The sequence below is a fragment of the Tamlana sp. 2_MG-2023 genome (genome assembly GCF_030548465.1).
GTDB lineage: Bacteria > Bacteroidota > Bacteroidia > Flavobacteriales > Flavobacteriaceae > Pseudotamlana.
The window spans coordinates 331,311-355,555 of sequence record NZ_JAUOSF010000002.1 but is presented as its reverse complement, the minus strand read 5'-3'; the positions used below and the strand labels follow the sequence as shown (position 1 = coordinate 355,555).

The 24,245-nt window shown below is 33.3% G+C and carries 15 protein-coding genes; 5 read left to right on the top strand and 10 right to left on the bottom strand.

The window, feature by feature from the left end; translation table 11 throughout:
* Nucleotides 1-162: 162 nt before the first annotated feature.
* Genes Q4566_RS04620 through Q4566_RS04610 form a run of 3 tightly spaced genes read left to right on the top strand, consistent with a single transcriptional unit; the run spans nucleotide 163 to nucleotide 7,004 of the window.
* Complete coding sequence (locus tag Q4566_RS04620) at nucleotides 163-3,495, top strand: DUF2126 domain-containing protein (protein WP_303418867.1); 3,333 nt, start codon at nucleotides 163-165, stop codon at nucleotides 3,493-3,495.
* A gap of 19 nt (nucleotides 3,496-3,514) precedes the next feature.
* The gene (locus Q4566_RS04615; RefSeq protein WP_303418864.1) at nucleotides 3,515-6,076 is read left to right on the top strand and encodes a circularly permuted type 2 ATP-grasp protein; all 2,562 of its coding nucleotides are present in this window, start codon (nucleotides 3,515-3,517) and stop codon (nucleotides 6,074-6,076) included.
* Between the two features lies 1 nt (nucleotide 6,077).
* Nucleotides 6,078-7,004 (top strand): transglutaminase family protein, encoded by a 927-nt coding sequence (locus tag Q4566_RS04610; protein WP_303418860.1) that lies wholly within the window; start codon nucleotides 6,078-6,080, stop codon nucleotides 7,002-7,004.
* A 34-nt stretch (nucleotides 7,005-7,038) separates the two neighbouring features.
* Here the strand turns inward: Q4566_RS04610 and Q4566_RS04605 are convergent, their stop codons facing one another.
* The 6 genes from Q4566_RS04605 to Q4566_RS04580 form a co-directional block, all read right to left on the bottom strand.
* Complete coding sequence (locus Q4566_RS04605; protein WP_303418857.1) at nucleotides 7,039-8,019, bottom strand: alpha-E domain-containing protein; 981 nt, start codon at nucleotides 8,017-8,019, stop codon at nucleotides 7,039-7,041.
* Between the two features lie 7 nt (nucleotides 8,020-8,026).
* The gene (locus Q4566_RS04600; protein ID WP_303418855.1) at nucleotides 8,027-9,493 is read right to left on the bottom strand and encodes a circularly permuted type 2 ATP-grasp protein; all 1,467 of its coding nucleotides are present in this window, start codon (nucleotides 9,491-9,493) and stop codon (nucleotides 8,027-8,029) included.
* A gap of 529 nt (nucleotides 9,494-10,022) precedes the next feature.
* Nucleotides 10,023-10,835, bottom strand: coding sequence for a DMT family transporter (locus Q4566_RS04595; protein ID WP_303419263.1), 813 nt, complete (start codon nucleotides 10,833-10,835; stop codon nucleotides 10,023-10,025).
* A gap of 16 nt (nucleotides 10,836-10,851) precedes the next feature.
* On the bottom strand, nucleotides 10,852-11,766 hold the full coding sequence (locus tag Q4566_RS04590) for an EamA family transporter (protein WP_303418852.1): 915 nt from the start codon (nucleotides 11,764-11,766) through the stop codon (nucleotides 10,852-10,854).
* Nucleotides 11,767-11,813: 47 nt separating this feature from the next.
* Complete coding sequence (locus Q4566_RS04585) at nucleotides 11,814-12,266, bottom strand: cold-shock protein (protein WP_303418849.1); 453 nt, start codon at nucleotides 12,264-12,266, stop codon at nucleotides 11,814-11,816.
* 103 nt (nucleotides 12,267-12,369) lie between these two features.
* Nucleotides 12,370-13,923, bottom strand: coding sequence for a DEAD/DEAH box helicase (locus Q4566_RS04580; RefSeq protein ID WP_216067963.1), 1,554 nt, complete (start codon nucleotides 13,921-13,923; stop codon nucleotides 12,370-12,372).
* 290 nt (nucleotides 13,924-14,213) lie between these two features.
* Between Q4566_RS04580 and Q4566_RS04575 the strand changes: the two genes are divergently transcribed.
* Nucleotides 14,214-16,496 (top strand): S9 family peptidase, encoded by a 2,283-nt coding sequence (locus tag Q4566_RS04575; protein WP_408056941.1) that lies wholly within the window; start codon nucleotides 14,214-14,216, stop codon nucleotides 16,494-16,496.
* Between the two features lie 312 nt (nucleotides 16,497-16,808).
* Nucleotides 16,809-17,690 carry an NAD(P)-dependent oxidoreductase gene (locus tag Q4566_RS04570; protein WP_303418846.1) on the top strand — a complete coding sequence of 294 codons (882 nt, stop codon included), beginning with the start codon at nucleotides 16,809-16,811 and terminating at the stop codon, nucleotides 17,688-17,690.
* A gap of 261 nt (nucleotides 17,691-17,951) precedes the next feature.
* On the opposite strand, the gene Q4566_RS04565 is transcribed toward Q4566_RS04570, so the two are convergent.
* The 4 genes from Q4566_RS04565 to Q4566_RS04550 all read right to left on the bottom strand — a co-directional run bounded on the left by Q4566_RS04565 (nucleotide 17,952) and on the right by Q4566_RS04550 (nucleotide 24,243).
* Nucleotides 17,952-18,722, bottom strand: coding sequence for a hypothetical protein (locus Q4566_RS04565; protein WP_303418843.1), 771 nt, complete (start codon nucleotides 18,720-18,722; stop codon nucleotides 17,952-17,954).
* 143 nt (nucleotides 18,723-18,865) lie between these two features.
* Nucleotides 18,866-21,379 carry a right-handed parallel beta-helix repeat-containing protein gene (locus tag Q4566_RS04560; RefSeq protein WP_303418841.1) on the bottom strand — a complete coding sequence of 838 codons (2,514 nt, stop codon included), beginning with the start codon at nucleotides 21,377-21,379 and terminating at the stop codon, nucleotides 18,866-18,868.
* A 201-nt stretch (nucleotides 21,380-21,580) separates the two neighbouring features.
* Nucleotides 21,581-22,639 carry a 3-isopropylmalate dehydrogenase gene (gene leuB / locus Q4566_RS04555; protein ID WP_303418838.1) on the bottom strand — a complete coding sequence of 353 codons (1,059 nt, stop codon included), beginning with the start codon at nucleotides 22,637-22,639 and terminating at the stop codon, nucleotides 21,581-21,583.
* A gap of 80 nt (nucleotides 22,640-22,719) precedes the next feature.
* Complete coding sequence (locus Q4566_RS04550; protein WP_303418835.1) at nucleotides 22,720-24,243, bottom strand: alpha-isopropylmalate synthase regulatory domain-containing protein; 1,524 nt, start codon at nucleotides 24,241-24,243, stop codon at nucleotides 22,720-22,722.
* Nucleotides 24,244-24,245 lie beyond the last annotated feature (2 nt).

Here is a 24,245-nt window from a genome sequence, read left to right as displayed (position 1 = left end):
TATTTGTTATTTCCGCATGATATTAAACCATATCTTCCTAAATTAGAGATCATGGTTTTATTTGTTTTTTAGGATCAAAGAATATTATGTTCATTGCACATGGTATTTCATTTTTAATCATAAAACCAAAATCGTTTAAACGTTTCATTAGTAGAATAACATATGGCATTAAAAATCGTAATCTCGCACAAAACAAAATACAAATATGATAGAAAAGTATCATTATCACCTCATATTTTTAGACTAAGGCCAGCTCCCCATTCACGTACCCCAATAGAGTCTTATTCCATCAAGATAAAACCAGAAAACCAATTTTTTAATTGGCAGCAAGATCCTTTTGGTAATTATGTGGCACGTTTAGTTTTTCCAGACAAAACCGATGAGCTCTCTATTGATGTCGAAATTATAGCCGATTTAAAAACGATTAACCCTTTCGATTTCTTTATTGAAGAGTCTGCTGAAGAATTTCCTTTTAAATATTCAGATACTATTAGAAAGGAACTTCAACCTTATTTAGAGATCACTGATGAAGGTAAGCTCATTCAAGATTTCATTAAAACCATAGACTACACGCCAAGAAAAACCATTTATTTCTTAATTGATATTAATAGAAAGATCTATGAATATTTAAGTTATAATATAAGGATGGAACCTGGTGTTCAATCTTGTGAAGAAACTTTAGAACGCAAAAACGGTTCTTGTAGAGATTTTGCTTGGTTGTTTGTACAAACATTACGTCATTTAGGTTTCGGAGCCCGTTTTGTATCAGGATATTTAGTACAATTAAAATCTGATGAAAAATCTTTAGACGGGCCTTCTGGTCCCGAAGAAGATTTTACCGATTTACACGCTTGGGCGGAAGTTTATCTTCCAGGAGCTGGTTGGATTGGATTTGATGCAACCTCTGGCCTATTAGCTGGCGAAGGTCACATACCTTTAGCTTGTACGCCGTCGTTTGAAAGTGCTGCTCCCGTTTCAGGTGCTACAGATGTTTGCGAAACTGAATTCTTTTTTGAAAATTCAGTAACACGTATTTTTGAATCACCACGTGTTACAAAGCCTTATACAGAAGAACAATGGAAAGCTATTTATAAATTAGGAAATAAAGTTGAAAAGCAACTTCAAAAAGGAGACGTTCGTTTAACCATGGGTGGTGAACCTACCTTTGTTTCTATTGACGATTTAGAATCTCCTGAATGGAATACCACAGCCGACGGACCTCTAAAACGTAAATTAGCCAAAGATTTATCTAAAAAGTTACATGATGCCTTCGGAAAAGGAGGTGTTCTGCATCATGCGCAAGGAAAATGGTATCCTGGTGAACCTTTACCAAGATGGCAAATTGAAATTTGTTGGCGAAAGGATGGAAGACCTATTTGGTACAATAAAAACCTATTAGCAACTTATGTTGATGATTATTTTGTGCCTCAATACACCGATAAATTATTCTTAGAAACGCTTACAAAATACTTAAGCGTTACTAATGAACATATAAAACCAACTTACGAAGATCCTTTTTACTATCTGTATGAACAGGGAAATTTACCAACTGATTATAATCCTGAAGATGATAAAGACGGTGAATTGGCAAAGAAAAAAATCAACCAGATTTTTGAAAACGGAATCTCTACCCCTGTCGGATATCTTTTACCATTAAATAAAACAGAAAATAAATGGTTTACTAGTGCTTGGACTTTTAGAAGAAATCATCTTTTTTTAACACCTGGCGACTCCCCTATTGGTTTACGTTTACCGCTAGCTTCATTAGAGGCTAAGCCAGAACATGAAATTTTTCCAATTTATGAACCAGAACTATTTGGAATAAAAGGAAGACTTCCTAGCTTTAAAAATATTGTAAAAGAACGCTATAATGATTATTGTACAAATGGTATAGACCAAAATACACCTAATTATTTTGTACGTACAGCATTGTGTGCCGAAATTAGAGAAGGTAAATTGTACTTATTTTTACCCCCTCTTGAATCTGCCGAAATATTTTTAGATCTCATTGCTTCTATTGAAATGACAGCCAAAGAACTTAATGTTCCTGTTATTCTAGAAGGTTACGAACCACCTAAAGATAATAGATTAGAGTCTTTAAAAATCACACCTGATCCTGCGGTTATTGAGGTTAACGTACACCCGGTTAAAGACTGGGAAGAATTATGCCATAATACATTTACCATATACGATCTCGCAAAGCAATCACGCTTAGGTACTGAAAAATTCATGCTTGATGGTAAGCATACCGGAACTGGTGGTGGAAATCACGTCACTCTTGGTGGTGTGTCTCCAAAGGACAGTCCACTATTAAGAAAACCTAGTTTACTTCGTAGTTTGCTTACCTTTTGGCAACATCACCCAGGATTGACTTATTTATTCTCAGGAGCTTTCGTTGGACCTACAAGTCAGGCGCCAAGAATTGACGAGGCTAGAATGGAAAACTTATACGAATTAGAAATAGCATTTGAGCAAATTCCAAAAGATGGTGAGGTGCCTTATTGGTTAACAGACCGTTTGTTCAGGCATCTTTTAACAGACCTTACTGGTAATACGCACCGTGCAGAATTCTGTATCGATAAACTCTATTCTCCTGATTCATCTTCAGGACGTTTAGGTATCTTAGAATTACGTGGTTTTGATATGCCTCCACACCCACAAATGAGTTTAACCCAAATGTTACTGGTTAGAACGTTAGTAGCTTGGTTCTGGAAAAAACCTTACGAGCATAACTTAGTACGTTGGGGTACTGAATTACATGATAAATTTTTAATAGAACATTACGTTCGTGAAGACATCAAAGATGTTGTTGAACAACTTAATCGTGCAGGGTACGCGTTTAAAGAAGAATGGTTTAATCCATTTTTCGAATTTAGATTTCCTCTACATGGTATGGTTGAAATCAATAAAATCCATATGGAATTACGAGCCGGTATCGAGCCTTGGAATGTACTGGGTGAAGAGATGACAGGCGGCGGAACAGCGCGATATGTAGATTCTTCATTAGAAAGGCTTCAAGTTAAAGTTTCTAATTTCATAGATGAAAGATTTGTGTTAACTTGCAACGGTGTAAAAGTTCAATTAAAAAGCACTGGTGTACAAGGTGAATATGTAGCCGGAGTCAAGTATAAAGCTTGGGATCCTTACTCTGCATTACACCCTACGATTCCAGTGGATACGCCTTTAGTATTTGATATTGTTGATACATGGAACAGACGTTCTATTGGAGGATGCACCTACTTTGTAGCACATCCAGGAGGAAGATCATACGAGTCGTATCCGGTAAATAGTTTTGAAGCAGAATCTAGAAGAATTAACCGTTTCTGGGAATTTGGTCATACACAAGGTGAAATAGAACCTGTGGAAGAAATAAATCCAGATACCGATAATCCTAATAGAAGTGTTGAAGAAAAAGGAAGCTCTAAACGTTTTAAATACAAAGAATTGCCTGTTAATTTTGAATTCCCTTACACACTGGATTTAAGAAAAAAATAAGAGTTAAGGATTCCAATTAATGGAGACAAAGGAAAATATCATATTCGAAAATTATTTTAAAGATTTTAGTAAATATGACGAGTTACTAACTTCAGACATGACCATCAAACCTGATTGGAAAAGTCTGCTGGATAATTTATTGAAAATTGGTAGCACAGAACTAGCTTCAAAACAGTCTGAAATAGACTGGCTTTTAGCAGAAAATGGTGTCACATACAACGTATATAACGACCCTAATGGATTACATCGTCCGTGGAATTTAAATATCATCCCATTCATCATTCAACAAAAAGAGTGGGAATTGGTAGAAAAAGGCATTCAGCAGCGTTCTGAAATACTAAACCTCGTACTAAAAGATATTTATGGTGAGCGTAAATTACTTAAAAATGGCATTATACCACCAGAAGTTATTTATGCACATCGTGGATTTTTAAGATCTTGTGATCAAATTCAATATAAAACAGCGAAACAATTAGCTATTCATGCCGTTGACTTGGCTCGTGGTCCTGACGGACGTATGTGGGTGGTAAATGATCGTACACAAGCGCCTTCTGGTATGGGCTATGCTTTAGAGAATAGATTTTCCAAAAGCCGAGTGATTCCTGAAATATTTGATAATATTAATGTTAAGCAACCTTCTAATTTTTTCAAAGATTTTAATCAATTACTATTAACAGCGGCACCTGATAATATAGACAACCCTACTGTTGTGGTTTTAACGCCGGGACCTCATAATGAAACGTATTTTGAGCACTCTTATCTGTCCAATTTCCTTGGATACCCATTGGTTAAAGGCAATGATTTAGTGGTTCGAAATGGGAAAGTTTGGATGAAATCCTTAAAAGGCTTAAAACAAGTTGATGTTATTTTACGTCGTGTTGATGATGCTTTTATGGATCCTTTAGAGCTACGCGAAGATTCTTATTTAGGTGTGGCTGGTTTATTAGAAGTGGTACGACTGCAAAATGTAGCCATTGTAAACCCTATTGGTAGTGGTGTTTTAGAAAACCCTGGTTTAATTCCTTTTATGGATAATATCTGTAAATATTTCCTGAACGAGAAATTGATTTTACCACAAATAGCTTCGTGGTGGTGCGGACAAGAAAAGGAACGTAATCACGTTTTTGAAAATCTGACCTCCTTTGTGGTTAAGAAAATTGATAGATCACAACGTGAAAACATCATTTTCTGTGAGTTTTTAAATAAAAAAGAATTAAAACAACTTAAAAAAAACATACTTGCCAATCCAAATCAATATGTAGCTCAAGAAAAAATTTATTTTTCTACAGCTCCAAATTTTGTAAATGAAAAACTAGAACCACGTAAAGTATTATGTCGCACCTTCTCTATTGCTAAAGGTGACGACTACAGCGTTATGCCAGGAGGACTAGTTCGAGTTGCTGCAGAACGTGAGAAACTTTTTGTTTCTAACCAACGTGGTGGTACAAGTAAAGATTTTTGGGTTATTGGTGAAGAAAACCAAGATCAATTACACCTCTACTCATGGAACAAAACATCTCCTAATAACATTATTAGTATTAATGATGTACCTAGTAATACGGCTGAAAACTTGTTTTGGTCAGGGAGATATGTTGCAAGAACACTTTTAACGGCAAGGTACATTCGAATGGTTTTAAACCAAATGACGAATGTGCAATACACAAATAGATATCAGCCTGATTCTGAAAGTTTAAATATACTATATCACTCAATTACCACTATTACTTCAACATTTCCAGGTTTTTTCGATGAAGATAAATCTGAAGAAATGCTGAAAGATCCTTTAAAGGAAATTATTTCTGTTGTTATTGATGATAAACGTATTGGAAGTTTTGCTCAAAGTTTACAGAGTTTCAATGGTTCCTATTATACATTAAGAAATTTATGGTCGAAAGACATGTGGCGTGTTTTTGATAGTATTGATAAAATTTGGAAAAACTTCAAAGCTGAGGAAAATTATAGCATCTATGCACTAACTAAGTTTTTTGACAAAATTATCACTAGACTTATTGCTTTTATGGCACTTACCGAAGAAAGTATTATGGTAAAACAGGGGCTCCTCCTCTACTTTATTGGATTACAACTGGAAGAAGCTTCTATCACCATAGAAAAATTTAGAGCCCTAATTGTTGTAACTCACGATGAAGATTTAGAATATGAAATTCTGGAATCTCTATTGTCAAGCCATGAAAGTTTAAATATTTACAGGTACAGTTACAAATCGTATTTAAGTATTGAAAACGTAATAAAATTATTGCTTTTAGATAATGAATATTCAAGGTCTTTAACTTATCAAATTAGCAGATTACAAAAGGATATAAATAAACTGCCTAACAATAACGCTAATAGCGAAGCCACAAATTGTCAAAAAAGTATAGAAAAAGCATTGAATTTAATACAAAAAATAACATTAGAAGAAGTTTTATATATCGATGAAAAATCAAAAATACGTTTGAAACTAGATGGTTTATTATCTGAGTTAAGCGACTTATTTCATGTAACTTCTATGGCGATTTCTGATACGTATTTCAATCATTCACAACAACAAAAGCAATTGGTTAACCGAAACATTACGAATTAATATGGTAGTTTTTGATCTCTGGCACAAAACCAAATACAAATATGAACATGGCGCTTCATTTTGTCATAATTTAGCAACCTTAAAGCCTAAAGATTTTCAAGGTCAAAAGTTACTGGACTACAGTTTAGAAATTAGTCCGATGCCAACTGAATTATCAGAACGGGTAGATTTTTTTGGTAATACAGTTGCTTCATTTTCAATTCAAGAGCACCATGAAGAATTAGTTGTAACATCTCGAAGTAAAATTGCGAGAGATTTTAGTGCTCAGGTTTCACAAGAAGATACTGTGGCAAGAGATAAAGTTACGGTTGAGGATGCAATAAAGCTTTTAAAGGGTATTGATAATGACACTATCAATGCAAGACAATTTATATTATTCTCTCCGTTGATTTCAAAAACAACTTCTGAAATAAAAAAATATGCAGAGGTTTCATTTAGGCCTAAACGTTCACTATACGTAGCTGCACATGAACTCATGCAGCGTATTTTTATAGATTTTGATTTTGTTTCAGGATTTACAAATATAGCAACTCCCTTAGATGAAGTTATGAAAGCTAAAAAAGGTGTTTGTCAAGATTTTGCTCAAGTGGCAATTGCTTGTGTACGTTCTATGGGGCTTCCAGCTCGATATGTAAGTGGATATATTGAAACACTTCCGCCGGAAGGCAAAGAAAAATTAATTGGTACCGATGCTTCTCATGCCTGGTTTTCTGTTTTTATTCCATCATATGGTTGGGTAGATTTTGATCCTACAAATAACCAAGTGCCAAAAGATCAACACATTGTTGTGGCTCATGGGCGTGATTACTTTGATGTACCACCATTAAAGGGAGTTATCTATTCAACTGGAAAGAATGACATGGAAATCTCAGTAGATTTAAGACCAGCAAAAGAATTAGGGCTTCAGCAACAAACTCAAAAACAATAAAATAGTATTAATTATTGCTCTGGTTATAATTAAATTAAGCCTTTACTTTTTTAGTATCCAGTGTATGTGAAATGTCGAAATAATCTTCCTCTAGTTTCACAGCAATTTCAGCCAATTTTTCGATTAGCTGTGCCATAAAATCTTCTAAATTATTATCAATTTCTTCAATCAATTTATATTCAAATTGAGAAGTCATTTTTCCTATTAGAAAAGCAGCTGAATTCACAGGTTTTTCGTGCTGCTTAGAAATCATACAAATATAGTTATTCATTTGATTTAGGCAGTTTTTAATCGATCGTGGACACTTGGAGTTAAGTATTAAAAATTCTAAAGTGTTGGTTCTTTCAGGTGTTTTCTTATAACTTCTGCGCATCATGTCGTAAGCCAAAACACATTTTAGCAAAGTTGCCCATTGGTAATTACCATCTACTAAATCACCATAAATCTTTTTAACAGTGCTTGCATCACTTACTTTAGAATTAATAATTCTAGCTACTTGCAATCCGCGTTCAATATTAATACCTAGCATGATAATAGCATAAACTTCATCATGTAAAAGTGTACTTTCAATTTTACTTTTAATTTCAGAAGTGGCATCAACCACTAATATCGTAAAATCATACAGTTGACTTTTAACTAATTTTTCTACAGGATACCCTTTTATAGCGTGTTTTATTCGGTTAATGGTTTCGAACAGTTCATTAGAGATTAAATCTCTAGCACTTCTAGCGTTTTCATGAGCATTAACAAACCCGTTTACTATTGAATAAGGTGTTTCATGGTTTAAGCCAACGTTAAATAAGACTTCTTCTTCACCCAAAACTATATCAGAATCTATGATTTCGTTTGCAGCCATGTACATAATAGAACGCAATACAAATTGTCTTGACTGCGATAATTCATCTGGTGCATCTAATGAAGAAAAATAATTTACCCTTAAAAATCGTGCAATATGTTCAGATCGTTCAATATATCTCCCCATCCAAAACAAATTATTTGCTACTCTTGCTAACATATATATTCTATTTTTTTAATACCCAAGTATCTTTAGACCCGCCCCCTTGAGATGAATTCACTACTAAATTTCCTTTTTTAAGCGCGACTCTGGTAAGTCCGCCTTTTAACACAAAGTCAACATCTTTCCCTAATAAAGTAAAGGTTCTTAAATCCACATGTCTCGACTCAAAAGACTGTGTGTCGTCAATATAAGTCGGGTGTGTTGACAACGACATGATAGGTTGAGCAATGTATTTTCGAGGCTCTTTTTTTATGGTCTCTTTTACTTTTTCTATTTCTTCCTTAGTGAGTTTATTTCCTATGGAAATACCATAACCACCAGATTCATCAACTGGTTTAATTACTAATTTATCAATGTTTTCAAGTACGTAATTCAATTCGTCTTTACGACTACAATGGTAGGTATGAACATTATTTAGAATAGGTTCTTCATCCAAGTAATATTTAATAATTTCTGGCATGTAAGTGTAAACAGCTTTGTCATCTGCTACTCCTGTTCCTGGTGCATTAACTAGTGCCACATTACCTTTTAAATAAACTGAAAACAATCCAGGAACCCCTAAAACAGAATCTTTTTTGAAGACTTTTGGATCTATAAACAAATCATCTACACGTCTGTAAATCACATCTACTTTTTCAATACCATAAATGGTTTTCATGTAAACAAAATCATTTTCAACAAATAGATCACGCCCCTCTACCAATAGAATCCCCATTTGTTTGGCTAAAAAGCAATGCTCATAATAAGCTGAATTGTAAACGCCGGGAGTTAAAATAACACAAACAGGGTTATCTACACCTGTAGGTTTAACAGATTGCATGGTGTCTAATAACTTAGAACCATAATTGACTACGGTATGTGTATTATACTGATTGAAAACACCGAATAAAGCATGTTTTACAGCGCCTCGATTACCTATTACGTAACTTACCCCTGAAGGGCAGCGAATATTGTCTTCTAAAACATAATATTTGCCATCGGAATGCTTTATTAAATCTGTACCAGAAATATGATTATAAACACCTTCAGGGGGATCAAAATTCACCATTTCAGGTAAAAAATTAACTGAAGATTCTATGAGTTCCTTTGGAACTATACCCTGCTTTATAATTTTCTGATCATGATAAACATCCCAAAGAAAATGGTTTAAAGCTTTACTTCTTTGTAAAACCCCAGTTTCAATAGTCTCCCATTCTTTATGATCTATAATTCTTGGAAATAAATCAAACGGAAATATTTTTTCATTGACTTCATTTTCTCCATAAACTTGAAATGTAATTCCTGAATTAAAAAAGGAATCTTTTGCTTGAACATTTAGTCGGTTAAATTCAGGTACAGAATAAGTACCAAAAAGTTCGAACAACGTTTTATAAATACTTCTTACATCTTCTCTTTTAGCAAATAATTCATCATAAAATCTAGAATCGAATTCATATGATGAAAACAATGGCAAGTTAATAGCTTCTTTCAAATCTTATATTTTAGTAAATAGTCTCCGACAATTCATTAAATTTAATAAATATTTAAGGACAAACTACTAAATGGTTTAAGTAATTTTATTTAACAGTTTTTAGGGATGCATATTTAATAAAAAAACAACCTATTTTTAACAATACTAAAATGAATTTTCGCTATAACACCGTTTAATACATGTATTTTTTGTTATTTATTGTAGATTTCGTAAATATGAAATCTATGATTTTATTATAAAAGAAACAAGGTGATTACATATCTTTTTAGGAATGAACTAGTTACACGAAGTCATCTTTCTTTAAAAGAAAATACTGTAAAATTCTAAAAGATTTAACTAAAAAACACTCTAATAAAAAGTGCGCAAAATAGATTTATTGAATTTTCACGTATGCTTTGTGGTTAAAATATTAACGAGAACTAAAAGTTGGTTTTTTTCTATTCTTTACAGCAAGCAAACACTTGATTCCTTCTGCAGGTTCAAATGGTTTTATAATTATTTAACTTTCGACTAAATAAAAAGTAATTGTTTATTTCCCACCTTTATACAATGCATTTAAAACCAATGCTGTAATAATCATAGCAATACCTAACAAACTCCATAAGGTATAAATTTCACCAAAGATAAAAGCCCCAAATAATACGGTGAAAATAACTTCTAAATACTTTAAAGGCGCCACTTGATTGGTTGCTGCAATTTGAAATGCTTTGGTCATATAAACCTGACCGAAATAACCAAAAACACCAAGTGCAAGTAACATTAACCACTCTACGCCTACAGGTGTTGTCCAATTAAACATGGCTACGAGACCACCAGTAATGGTAGATATTATCATAAAATAATTAACAACGACAACAGGATGATCTGCTTTCCCAATTTTACTGATAACTACATAAACCAACCCGCTAAAAATAGCCGAAACTAAGATTAAAATAAGTCCGTAACTATCTAAAGTGGTATCAAAACCTTTTAAAATAATAACCCCTATAAATGCGGCAACAAAAAATAACCATTGTATAGGTTTTACGGTTTCCTTCAATATCAAAACAGCAAAAACAGCAGCAAAAATGGGTGCCATATAGCGTAATGAAACCGCTGTACCAATAGGTAAATATTTAGTAGACATAAAGAACAAAGCCATTGAAGTGACTCCTACTAAACCTCTTAAAACTAGCAGTTTTCTTTTATTTCCTAAAATAGGAATATTGTTTTTTAATAGAAATCCGAATGTAAAAAACAAGGAGCTTATAGACCTAAAGAACACAATTTGAAAAGCATCAAAATGGGCTAAATATTTTACGATACCGTTCATACATGTGAAAGCTAATGTACTAATTAGCATAAATTGTAGTGCTTTTTTAACGTCCAATGGATCTAAATTTAAATTTACGGTTTGAGTTTATAAAATACACGCCTGTTAAAAGAATAACTGCAGCGCAAATAGATTGAAATGAAATGTGTTCATCTAGAATCCACCAGCCTAAAATTAGGGCTATAATTGGGTTTACATAAGTTGAAGTTGCAACTTTTTCTGGGGACACTGTTTTTAGCAGAAAATTAAATGCTGTAAAAGCAACAAGACTTCCAAATAAAATTAAGCCTAACATCGCCCATTGAACATTTTCTGGCCATACTTTTGGTGCAGACCAAGGCTCATTCAACATAAGACTTATGATACCCAGAAAAAGGCCTCCTGAAAGCATCTGGTATCCTGTATTTACAAAATGATTACTGGGTAAATCGGCTTTACCCACAAAAATACTAGCGTAGGACCAACTGATCATACAGCATAAAATAGTGATCATACCAATTATTTGCCCTTCTTGGTTTAAAAGTTCTTTTTGACCAACCAATAGAAAGATGCCTAGAAAACCTAAAAAAACACCTACATAAGACATTAACGAAATTTGTTTTCCTTGAAGGATACGTAATAATATTAGGACAACAAGTGGTTGTGCTGAAATTTCAAGTGCCGCAAAGCCACTATCAACATATTTTAAAGCCCAAACGACTACACCGTTTCCGAAGGTTAAAAACAAAAAACCAGCTATAGCCGCATTTTTTAATTGCGGCCAACTAATTTTTAAGCTAATTTTTGAAATTTTGGCTATAATAAAAATTAAAATACTTGCAGTAACGAAGCGCATTGATGCCAAAAAGAAAGGCGGCAGATGAGTTACAGCTATTTTATTAAGCAAATAAGTAGAACCCCAAATAACATAAATGGCAAAAAAAGCTAAAATGATAAGAATCGTTTTACGCGATGCACTCATATAATGTTATTGGATCTTGTAGTTTGAAACTACGCTATAAGAAAAAGTTAAATCTTTTTAACTCGAACAGCGTTCATTCCTTTTTGACCACGTTCTAATTCGTAAGTCACTTTATCATTTTCTTCAATAGGTTCTAATGTTCCACTAACGTGTACAAAATACTTCTCTTGATTAATACTATCAATGATAAAACCAAAACCTTTAGAATGATCAAAGAAAGACACTTTTCCTTCCTTTGCTGCTGGTTCTTCTTCTATTCTGTCTTCTTTCTTAGGTATTCCTAATTCAATAGATTCAGCTTCAACCTTTTCTCGCATTGCAGGATCTGGTGGGGTGTCAGTTAAATTCCCGTTAAAATCAACGTAAGCAAATTGAATCCCTTGTGGATTTTCTTTAGCTTCAGCTTTTCTAGCTTCTTTCTTTTTTTGCTTTTCTTCACGTTTCTTTAAACGTTTCTTTTCTTTTTCAATTTTGTTAAAGGTAACTTGCGATTTTGCCATAGTTTATCTAATCGTACAGATTTAATGAGTTAATAATACTGCAAAGATAAACCTTATTTTAAGTATGCTACAATTATTATGTGTTATAATTTATAGTTAGAGCTTAATCTTCTGGTGGAAATCCATGAATTTCCTCAAAAACTTCATCAAAATTAGAACGTAAATATGAATTAAGTTTTTTTCTATAATCCCCTTTTAACCAATCTACAAAGTTGTAAGTACTTTTACTAATGCATTTTGTATAACGCTGAATTCTAAAATCAATATCGTCCCCTAACATTTTCGCTAAGGCTAAAGCATCATAAACATCCTCACTATTTTCAATACATATTTTAGCGTGCTGCTCAATAGAACGCTCTAAAACAACTTTTGAAGACTCGCCATTTCTAATAGAATCTACATATGTTTTTTGAATATCGAAATACACATCTTTAGACTTTCCAAATTCAGCTCGTAATTCATCAGGCATTTCATATCTGAAATTACTCTCTAAATCCTCATCACTTAAGATAGAATCTAAGTAATAAGTAGGCGATTTAAAAATACGCTGCCAGTCTAAATCCTCTCCCCAAGGTCCGAATCTGTGGAAATTATTCCCTAAATCTATAACCGAGAAGGTTTTTTTATTCTTCAAAATACGAGAACCACGACCAATCATTTGGTAATAAAGCGTTAACGATTTTGTTGCTCTATTTAAGATGATGCTATCAACTGTTGGTTCATCAAAACCTGTAGTTAAAATACTCACAGATGTCAAAATAGCATCAGGCGTGTTTTTAAACCATTTTAATATCATGGCACGCTCTTTTTTACTATTAGTGTTGTCTAGATGTGCAACAGGATACCCGGCTCTTTTAAAAGTATCATAAACATGCAGTGATGTGTTAATACCATTATTAAATATTAAAGTTTTCTTCCCTTTTGCACGCTCTTCGTAAGCCTGTAAAAGCTTAGATAACATATCATTATCGGTGTATAGATCTTCAGATGATTTAACAGTATAATCACCATTAGCCCCTACAACTAACGAAGTTAAACCTACATTATAAGTAAACATTTCAGCTCGCGCTAAGAAACCATTATCTATTAAGGATTCAATGCTTTCACCTACAATAAGTTCGTCATAATTATCGGTCATTGGCAACTCAATACTTGAACTTAATGGTGTGGCTGTTACTCCTAAAATAAAAGATTGACTAAAAAATTTAAAAAGTTTTGTAAATGAATTGTAATGCGCTTCATCAATAATAACTAAACCTATATCAGAAATATCAAGTTTATCATCATTTAAACGGTTGTTTAAGGTTTCAACCATGGCAACAAAACAGCTGAAATCTGCCTGATCACTTAAATCCGCTTTACTATCAACGACCTTATTATGAACACCAAATTCGGTTAAAACTTTAGAGGTTTGTCGGCATAACTCAATACGGTGTGTCATCACTAAAACCTTTTTTTTGTGATGCTTTAAATACTGTCTAACAATTTCAGAAAAAATAACAGTTTTACCCCCACCAGTTGGTAATTGATATAACAAATGATAATCATCTGGAGATTCCTCAAAGGCGTTAAATATTTTATCTATCGCCCCTTTCTGGTAACTGTATAAATCTTTCCCTTCTTTTCTTTCTTCTAATTCCGCTTTTGTTGCCGACATGCTAAAAATTTTATGACGTGCAAAAATAACATCTTTAGAGCGTTTATCATGCATGATTGCTCTTAAAATTATTCTAGGATTTTTTAGAATCTACTAAGCAAAAGAGTATTAAGGAATTAATTACGTGTTTACATGAAAAAATATTATCTAAAAAAGCGATATATTTATAGTAAATAATAAAAAAAGCGCTTTTTAGTGAAAATTATGTAACAAAAAGTCACTTTTTGCTTCTAATCATTCCAAATTAATTAATTCACTCTATTATAGAATCTTTAAATTTACACCTTTAAATGAAAACAACAATTTTTAAATTAAGCAGTGCTTTATTCTTATTTCTAAGTATGATTACACAGACAGATGCACAAGACATTTCCGGAGCATGGAAAGGAAAAATAACAGTTCAAGAAACCGAAATCCCTTTACTTTTCAATATTAAAAAGGAAGATTCTGGGCTAACAAGTACTATGGATAGTCCTTCACAAGGTGCGTCCGATATTCCAATGGACGAAGTTACTTTTGAAGATCAGGTTTTAACTATAAAATTTAATCAAGCTGCGATGAAATATGTCGGTACTTTCAAAAATAATAGTTTTGATGGTACTTTATTTCAGAGCGGACAAGAATTACCGTTAGTTTTAACGAAAACTGTAAAAACACTTCCTGGGAACACTACCCTACCTACTTCGGATGCCGAACTAGACAAACTAGAGCATTTTAGTGATGGTAATTATAAATATTCTGTTAAAGATTACTTTGCAAAACCAAAAGCGAGTTCTTTTTCTTTTTCGCCAAACGGAGCCTACCTCGCCTATAAAGAAAAAGACGATGATGCGAAAAATCATGTTTATGTAAAAAACCTTGAAAACGATAAAGTTACTTTAGTTATTAAAGAAGAAGAAGAATTGATTCGTGGTTTTGGATGGGCTAATGATAATAGATTGGTTTATATCATGGACAAAGGTGGAAATGAAAACTACCATTTATTTGCTGTAAATCTGGATGGCACCAATCAGGTTGAATTAACACCTTTTGATGGTGTAAAAGTGAATATTCTAAATGGTTTAAAAGAAGATAAAGAACACATGATTATCTCTATGAACCAGAATAATCCTCAAATATTTGAACCTTATAAAATTAATATTGTAACAGGTGAAATGGTTCAGTTATATAAAAATGATGATGCTGAAAACCCTATTGATGGTTACGAGTTTGATAAAGATGGAAAACTAAGAGGTTTTTCAAGACTTCGAGATGGTGTGAATATCGATTTATATTACACCACCGACGGAGAGCATTATGAGGTTAAAAAGAAATTAAATTGGAAGGATAGCTTCAGAATTGCTTCATTTAATTATGCTAGCGAAAACCCACATGATGCTTATGTCGTTTCAAACTTAGAAAGTGATAAAACAGAAATCTATTTATATGATTTAAAAGAAGATAAGGTTATTAAAAAACTATTTTCAAATAAAGATTTTGATGTTTCTGGTTTAAGATTATCAAGAAAAAGAGGTTATGAATTAGATTATTTTGCTTTTGAAGGTGAAAAACAAGAAATTGTACCTGTAAGTCATTATTACAAAAAATTACACAAAAAAATGACTTCAAAATTTCCTGACTATAATTATTCTATAGCTGGAGTTACCGATGAGGAAGACAAATACTTAATATTCCTTCAAAGTGACAAATTATATGGAACGTATTATGCTTACGACGCAGTAAAAGATGAGTTCAAATTACTTTATAATTTAATGCCAAATCTTAAGGAAGAAGATATGGCGGTTATGCGCCCTATATCATTTAAAAGTAGAGATGGTAAAAATATTCATGGATACATCACTTTACCTAAAGCAGCTGTAGAAGGTAAAAAAGTTCCTGTAATTGTAAACCCGCATGGCGGACCACAAGGTATTAGGGATTCTTGGGGGTTTAACCCAGAAGCACAATTATTTGCAAGTCGTGGATATGCAACATTGCAAGTTAATTTTAGAATTTCTGGAGGTTACGGAAAGGCCTTTTTAGAATCTGGTTTCAAACAAATTGGTAGAAAAGCCATGGACGATGTTGAAGATGGCCTGCAATTCGTAATTGATAAAGGCTGGGTAGACAAAAATAACGTTGCTATTTATGGCGGAAGTCATGGTGGTTATGCCGTTTTAAGAGGTTTAACAAAAACGCCTGATTTATATACTTGTGGTGTCGATTATGTTGGCGTTTCAAACTTATTTACATTCATGAAAACGATTCCACCATATTGGAAACCTTATTTAAAAATCATGAAAGAAATTTGGTATGATGAAGATGTGGCTTCAGAGAAAGTTATAATGGAAGAAGTATCTCCTGCTTATCAAATTGAAAAAATTAAAAAACCTCTTTTTGTTGTTCAAGGTGCCAACGACCCAAGAGTAAATATTGATGAATCCGATCAAATAGTTGAAGCTTTAAGGGCTAAAGGTTTTGATGTTCCTTACATGGTTAAATACGACGAAGGACATGGTTTTCATAAAGAAGAAAATAGATTAGATCTTTACAAAGCTATGTTAGGATTTTATGCTAAGCATTTAAATAATTAACTTTTAGTAAAACTATATTTACAAATTTAAAGCCTTATGCACATGTTCAGCATAAGGCTTTTTTTATTTTCGAAAAGTAATTATCTCAAATTTTACTTTTAATCTTAAAGGGTTTCGAAGATGTAATTAATGAAAAATATAAGACTTCAAATCATAACCGTATACAAAAAACAAATCTCGTAAAGGTTAAAAATCAGTTAATTAAAGTATTTATTTTAACTTTAATTTTTAAAAAAAGAACCATCTGTACCTTCAAATAATTACGTTAATGCTTACCTTTGCAACAAAATGTAATATATTTAAATAAATAATATGAAAAAACCGACAATCGGGTTTATCGGACTCGGCCTTATGGGCGCAAACATGGTTGAAAACCTTCAAAAAAGAGGTTTCGAATTAATAGTTATGGACCTTAATAAGGACGCTGTTGAAACAGTTATTGCTCGCGGTAATGCTTCTGAGGCGGCTTCTCCTAAAGAATTAGCTCAAAAGAGTGATATCATCATGTTCTGCTTAACGACTTCTGCTGTAGTTGAAAAAATCGTTTATGGTGAAAACGGTATTCTAGAAGGTGTTAAAGAAGGTGCTGTTTTGATAGACTTCGGAACGTCGATTCCTGCTTCTACACGTAAAATAGGAAAAGATCTTGCTGAAAAAGGGGCTGGAATGATTGATGCACCTCTAGGTCGTACTCCTGCTCACGCTAAAGATGGCTTATTAAACATCATGGCTGCTGGCGACAAAGAAACTTTTGAGAAAGTAAAACCAGTGCTTGACGAACAAGGTGAAAACGTATTCCATTTAGGTGCTTTAGGTGCTGGACATACAACGAAATTAATCAATAATTTTATGGGAATGACTACTGTGGTAGCAATGTCTCAAGCTTTTGCAGCTGCTAAATTAGCAGGTGTAGATGGTCAAGAGTTATTTGATATCATGTCTGCTGGACCATCTAACTCTCCTTTCATGAAATTCTGTAAAAACTATGCAGTTGATAATGTAAGTGACTTAGGTTTCTCTATTGCAAACGCTAATAAAGATTTAGGTTACTTTGTACAGATGATGGAAGATTTAGGATCTGTTTCTGATATTGCTAAAGCAACTTCTGCTAACCTTACGGCTGCAGTAAATGCTGATATGGGTAATGGAAATGTCCCTGAGATTTTCGATTATTTCGTAAACCTTAAGAAATAATACAAACAGACAACGTTTGTAATAGATTTTAACCTGTAAAGTTTAAAATCTAAATTATAAAAATGCACATTCATAATATTCAAAACCCTTGTAAATACGAGGGTTTTATTGTGAATTTAGGTAAACAAAAACCTCGAAGTATGTATTTTAAAACTTGGTTAAATTCAGAATGTGCCTAATAATTCTCCATTTAAAGCATTAAAAAAGCCTAATTACAGTTTGTAATCAAGCTTTCTTAGGTATACAAATAATAAATTTCTCTTATTTTACAAATTTAGCAAATCCTTCTGCTGTTTTGTAAATGTATAATCCTGAAGCTAAACCAGATACAGGAATACTTTTTGACCCTTCTCCTTGAGCAACTACCGCTCCTGTAATACTCATTATTTGGTATTTAGCAGGTGTTGGTACCGATAAGGTATTATTAGATAAAAATACATGAACTATTTTAGATGCTACATTATTGGTGCTTAAAGTATTGTCAGAAAGTGTTATTTGATCGATTAAAACTCTAGAACCATCTGTTAATGCTCCATTTGCTTTATTTCTGAAAATAACTTGAAATTTTACATCGCCATTATAATTTGCATGCGAAATTTGAAAAGTTTTAGTGGTATAAGTACCAGGGGCATCAGTAGTGATGTCTTCTTCATGTGCATTCGACCAAGTAAAACCACCAGCACCATCGTCTTGTCCTGTTCGTATTCTTAGTAAATCGATTTCGGTAGATTCGTTGCTGAATATGATTTTAAAATAACTATAAGTATCGGCGTCAATTTCTCCAACGGCTGCACCATTTTCATCGGGAGCATACATTACCGCGTTTTTGGAATCTGCAGGGTAAGTCATCTCTAATTCTCCAGAAGGGTTGCCTGCAAACGCCGATGCCCAAGGACCAGTAGCAACGCCAGCTGTCCATCCCTGGGTGTTGGTGTCAAAATCATAAACAAGGTTTTGTGCATTAAAACTAACTGTAGCAATTAAAGCAATAGCCAAAAATAAAAGTTTTGTGTTAGGTAATTTTTTCATCATTTAAGTGTTTTTATTAGTTAATGAATAGTTGTGATATAAAACTACAGCTTACACATCCTATTGAATTCTATTATTTTACCTAAACCTAACAATATCTTACCCCATTGTAAGAGATTTAATTGGATACAATTTTAATAACTGCCCTATTTTTTAACCAATTTAAAAATTATGCCATTTTGATAAACTAAATATATCCCATTAGATAGCGTACTTATATCAGCGCTACCTGTACTACCACTTAACACAATTTCACCCGTTATATTTTTAATTACCCAAGCCTCCTTTTTACTAAAGTTTAATTGATTTTGCGCCGGGTTTGGAAAAATAATTCTTTCATTTACTTTTATAGGTTCTACATGTAATGTATTTGCTTTAATAGTAACTAAGTTAAATTCTGAAGCATAACTTGAAGCGGCATTACCTTTTACAGGCCTAATAGAAATTGTAATTTTGTAATTCGTTGCTTGTTTAGGGATTTCACTTAGTTTTATACCTAAGGAAGCCTTTTGGTTCTTACCGGCCTGTACTGTAATACGTGTATTACCAAGCCAAGTTCCGTTAGGGGCATGCATTACAGCAACTAATTCATTTTCTTTATCCGAATTATAATTAATTTCTACAGGAATAATCAATGCTTGTTCATATTCGGTTGGTGGATTCAAAAAACTAATAGCAGGAACAATATTTTCATTTCCTGCCTCCGTTAAGTAATCACCACCATCAAAAATGGACTTGTTAACCGTAGAACCAACAGCAGGAAAATCACTTCCATACTCAATAGCCCCCGCATCTGGAGCATGACCTGAAAAACCATCTGTAACCCCTGGTATTATTTTTCCATAATTAATTGGAGCAACACCACTTTTAAGTCTAAAATCTCCGTTTGGAGCATCTTCAAAAATTGTATTTCCAGTACCTGTTACGTCTTCGTAATTATTAGAGAAATCCATTAAAGCAAATAATGATGTTGTGTTTTTCGTTTCTTGATATGCTGCTCTACTATCAATAATATTATTCCAAAAATGTATGTTTTCTACGTCTCCTTCATTATCTCTATTCCAAACACGAACCGCCCAATCTACATTCCAAACAGTATTATTATAATAAAAACAATCTGTAATTTTAGCTTTTCGAGGTCCTAAATAGGCAAATGTTCCATCTGGTACTTCATCGGTAATAAAATTGTAAATTAAATTATGATGTACCGTGTAATTATAACATCCTTCAAGATATAATGCTAAAACAAATTCCTTTTTACCATCGGTAAGTGTGTTGGAATCATGTATTCTGTTATATGCAATTTCTGATCCTTTCATATCTAAAGGCACCCCCCAATCACTACCATTAGTACATTGAATAGAACCTGCATCTTGCCCCATTTTCATGCAATCATACAAATCATTATAAGTTATATTAATTTGTCCATTGGTTCGAATATGAAACCTTCCGGTAGATCCAAAAGTGGAATTGGTAACAATTGTTCCGTCTGCATAGTTTTGTAGTGAAGATGTAAATTGAGCAATCCAACCAATGTCTTCTATCCTTGTGCCTTCTATTTTGTTGTTATTTCCACCATCTACATAAATCCCATGTCCCCAACTATGCGCAACATAACAGTTTTTAATTGTATTATTATCCCCATTAACATATACCCCGCCTTGAAGCTTAGACACACCATAACCAGACCTTGTTAAAAAAGACTGTAAATATTGTATCGAACAATCTTCAATCCTAGCATTGTCTGTATTGTCCATGTTTATAGAAGCGGCATGAATTGAGATTCCTTTTATTGTAATATTATTACGATTATTTAAGACAAATCCCCACTTTCTATTTTTTATTGAAATTTGTAAATCGTTTGGATTTTTACCTGCTGGTGGCATTAAATATATTTTATTGTTTGTCTGAAACCACTCTCCTTCTCTATCTAAAGCATTTAAATGAAATATAAATCCAAATCCTTTACCACTATCTGTAAATATTTTTTCACTATTATCTATCCAACCATCTGTTATGGCATCAACAGTTAAATTTATGCCTGAAGATGCCGTAATAGTTCCCATTGGGTTTATCCATTTTTTCCCATTAATACCTCTAAATATTCCGCCTTTAAAAAAATCATCTGCAAAGCCAGACATGTTTGGAAATTTAACTTGACGACTTTTTTGACCTTCGACCCCTGTAAAAACCTGACAATCTTCATACCCAGTGGTTTTATCTTCAGGCATCATCATTTCATCTCCTAAATTATTTGGCCAACGCGCCATTCCTTGTCTTTCTCCATCTATAAAAAGCATGGTGTAATCAGATTCCGAACCTGTAAAGTTGGTTTCATAAATTCGAGCTCCTTGACTACTAACTACCCAACCCGTTACCAAATCTGCTCCTGTAATAACAACTTTATCGTTTTCGAAATTTATAAAGGTAATATTGTTTGTTTTTACGGTAACTTGCTCGCGGTACACACCTCTTTTTATATAGCAGATGTCACCAGAAACCATGATGTCTGCAGCTTTTTGTATTGTTTTAAATGGATTGTTTATCGATCCATTGTTAGAGTCGGCTCCATTTTTTGAGACGTAATACTCGGTAGCAGATAACGCTTGGGTTAACATTATAAATAGTAGTAGTAGTAGTAGTAGTATCCTGTTTTTCATAATAAAATATAACTTAGTAATAGGCAATAACTGCCTAGTATATCTTTTATAAAAGTAAAGCCTTCATTTATCATAAAATGCCATGATTTTACCAGAACCTAGTAAAATTTTATCCTAAAGACATTGGGTATAAACATCAAAAAAGCCTGCCACAATAAACTTGTAGCAGGCTTTTTAAAATTTTATAAGTGTATTTTAAATCTAGATGTTTTTAGCTAAATAATCACCTACTTCTTTTGTTCCATAAGATTTTCCTCCATCGGCTAAATCTTCAGTAACAAACCCTTCAGCTAATGCTTTATTTACAGCATCTCTAATCGCTTTTCCTTCTTCTGGTAAGTTAAATGCTGTTTCAAACATCATAGCAGCAGATAACACTGTTGCCATTGGGTTAGCAATGTTTAATCCTGTAGCCTGTGGGTAAGAACCGTGAATTGGCTCAAATAAAGCAATATCAGTTCCCATAGATGCCGATGGCATTAATCCCATAGATCCTGAAATTACAGAAGCCTCATCGGTTAAGATATCTCCAAATAAGTTTTCAGTAATTAACACATCGTAGCTATTTGGCCATTGTACTAAACGCATCGCTACAGCATCAACAAACTCATAACTCACTTCAACTTCAGGATAATCTTTTTCCATAGCTTGAACCGTTTCTCTCCATAAACGAGACGTTTCTAAAACGTTAGCTTTATCAACACAACATAGTTTTTTAGAACGTGTCATGGCTAATTCAAAACCTTTTTTCGCTAAACGTTGTACTTCAGCTCTTGTGTAAACACAGTTGTCATAAGCTGTTTCTCCTCCATCTCTTCTACCTTTTTCGCCAAAGTAGATTCCTCCAGTTAATTCTCTTAAGAAAACTAAATCAGTGCCTTCAATACGCTCTTGTTTTAAAGGTGATTTATCTAATAAAGATGGGAAAGTAAAAGTAGGACGCACGTTAGCAAATAAACCTAATTTTTTACGCATTTTAAGTAAACCTTGTTCTGGTCTTACCGGTGCAGAAGGATCGTTATCGTATTTCGGGTGCCCAATAGCTCCAAATAAAACGGCATCTGAAGCAGCACAAATATCATGCGTTGCATCTGGATAAGGCTCACCAACTGCATCAATTGCAGCAGCACCTGTTAAAGCAGGTTGCCATGTAATTTCATGTCCGAATTTCTTTGCTACAGCATCACTTACTTTTACTGCTTGATCAATAACCTCTGGTCCTATTCCGTCTCCGGCTAAAAGCGCTATATTAAATTTCATTTTTTATTAATTTTAGTCTTTGTTTTATTTTATATGATTACCATTCACTTTAGTTAAAAACTTTAGTGTTTGGTCATTTTTTAGTTAATAATAATATTCAGCATTTTTTCAGTAGCTATTATAGCTGAAACTGTTTGATCTGAATCTAATCCACGTGTTTTGAATTCTTTTTCAGCACTTTTCCAAGTAATAATGGTTTCACATAAAGCATCTGAACGACTTCCTGGTGGGATTCTAACCGCATAATCGATTAAATCTGGTAAAACGATTAGTTTTTCACTTTTAAAAATACTCTTAATAGCATTCATAAAAGCGTCAAATTGTCCGTCACCTTGAGCGTTAACTTCAAAAGTTTCACCTTCAATAGTTATGGATACTGAAGTTGTAGGTTTTAACCCCTTCGAATGCGTAAGTACATAGGTGTTCACCTTCACTTTTTCTTCGTAAGTTCTATCTAAAACATCAGAAATAATATAAGGTAAATCCTCTTTCGTAACAACTTGCTTTTTATCACCAAGTTCGATAATACGTTGCGTTACTTTCTTTAAGTCTTCGTCATTAAGTTGAAGTCCTAATTCTTGTAAATTCTTTTGAATATTTGCCTTGCCAGAAGATTTTCCTAAAGCATATTTTCGTGTTCTGCCAAAACGTTCAGGCATCAAATCACTAAAATACAAGTTGTTTTTATTATCTCCATCAGCATGAATTCCAGCTGTTTGAGTAAAAACATTTGCTCCAACAATTGGTTTGTTAGAAGGAATAACCAAACCAGAAAAGTTTTCAACTAATTTACTTACTGTATACAACATTTTTTCATTGACACCAATTTGAAGGTGGGGCATGAAATCGTTAATCACAGCAATGGTACTAGACATAGGTGCATTTCCAGCACGCTCGCCCATACCATTTACCGTTAAGTGCAAACCATCTGCTCCGGCGTTTAGACCTGCCATCACATTAGCGACACCTAAATCGTAATCGTTATGTGCGTGAAAATCGAAATGCAAGTTTGGATACTTTTCCTTTATTTCTTTTATGAAGTTAAAAGATTCTTCAGGAGTTAAAACTCCCAATGTGTCGGGAAGCATAATACGCTTCACTGGTTGTGTAGAAAGAAATTCTAAAAACTCATAAACATAAGCTTTAGAATTACGCATCCCATTACTCCAATCTTCCAAATAAATATTGGTAATCAAATTGTACTTTTCAGCCAGAGTAATGTTTTCTTTTATTTCTTCAAAGTGCTGACTAGGCGTCTTTTTAAGTTGATGTGTTAAATGGTTTAAAGAACCTTTTGTAAGCAGGTTTTGAACCTTCGCTCCTGACTCAATCATCCAGTCTATAGAAACTCCTTTATCTACAAAGGTTAAAACTTCTACAGCTTCTAAATGGTTGTTTGCTGCAGCCCATTTTGTAACATCTTTAACGGCTTGAAGTTCTCCATCGGACACTCGAGCTGAAGCAATTTCAATGCGATCAACTTTTAATTCGTCTAATAAAAGCTTAGCAATTGTTAATTTCTCAGAAGCAGAAAACGACACACTCGAGGTTTGTTCACCATCGCGTAATGTCGTATCCATTATTTCTATTTTTCTCAAACTCATGC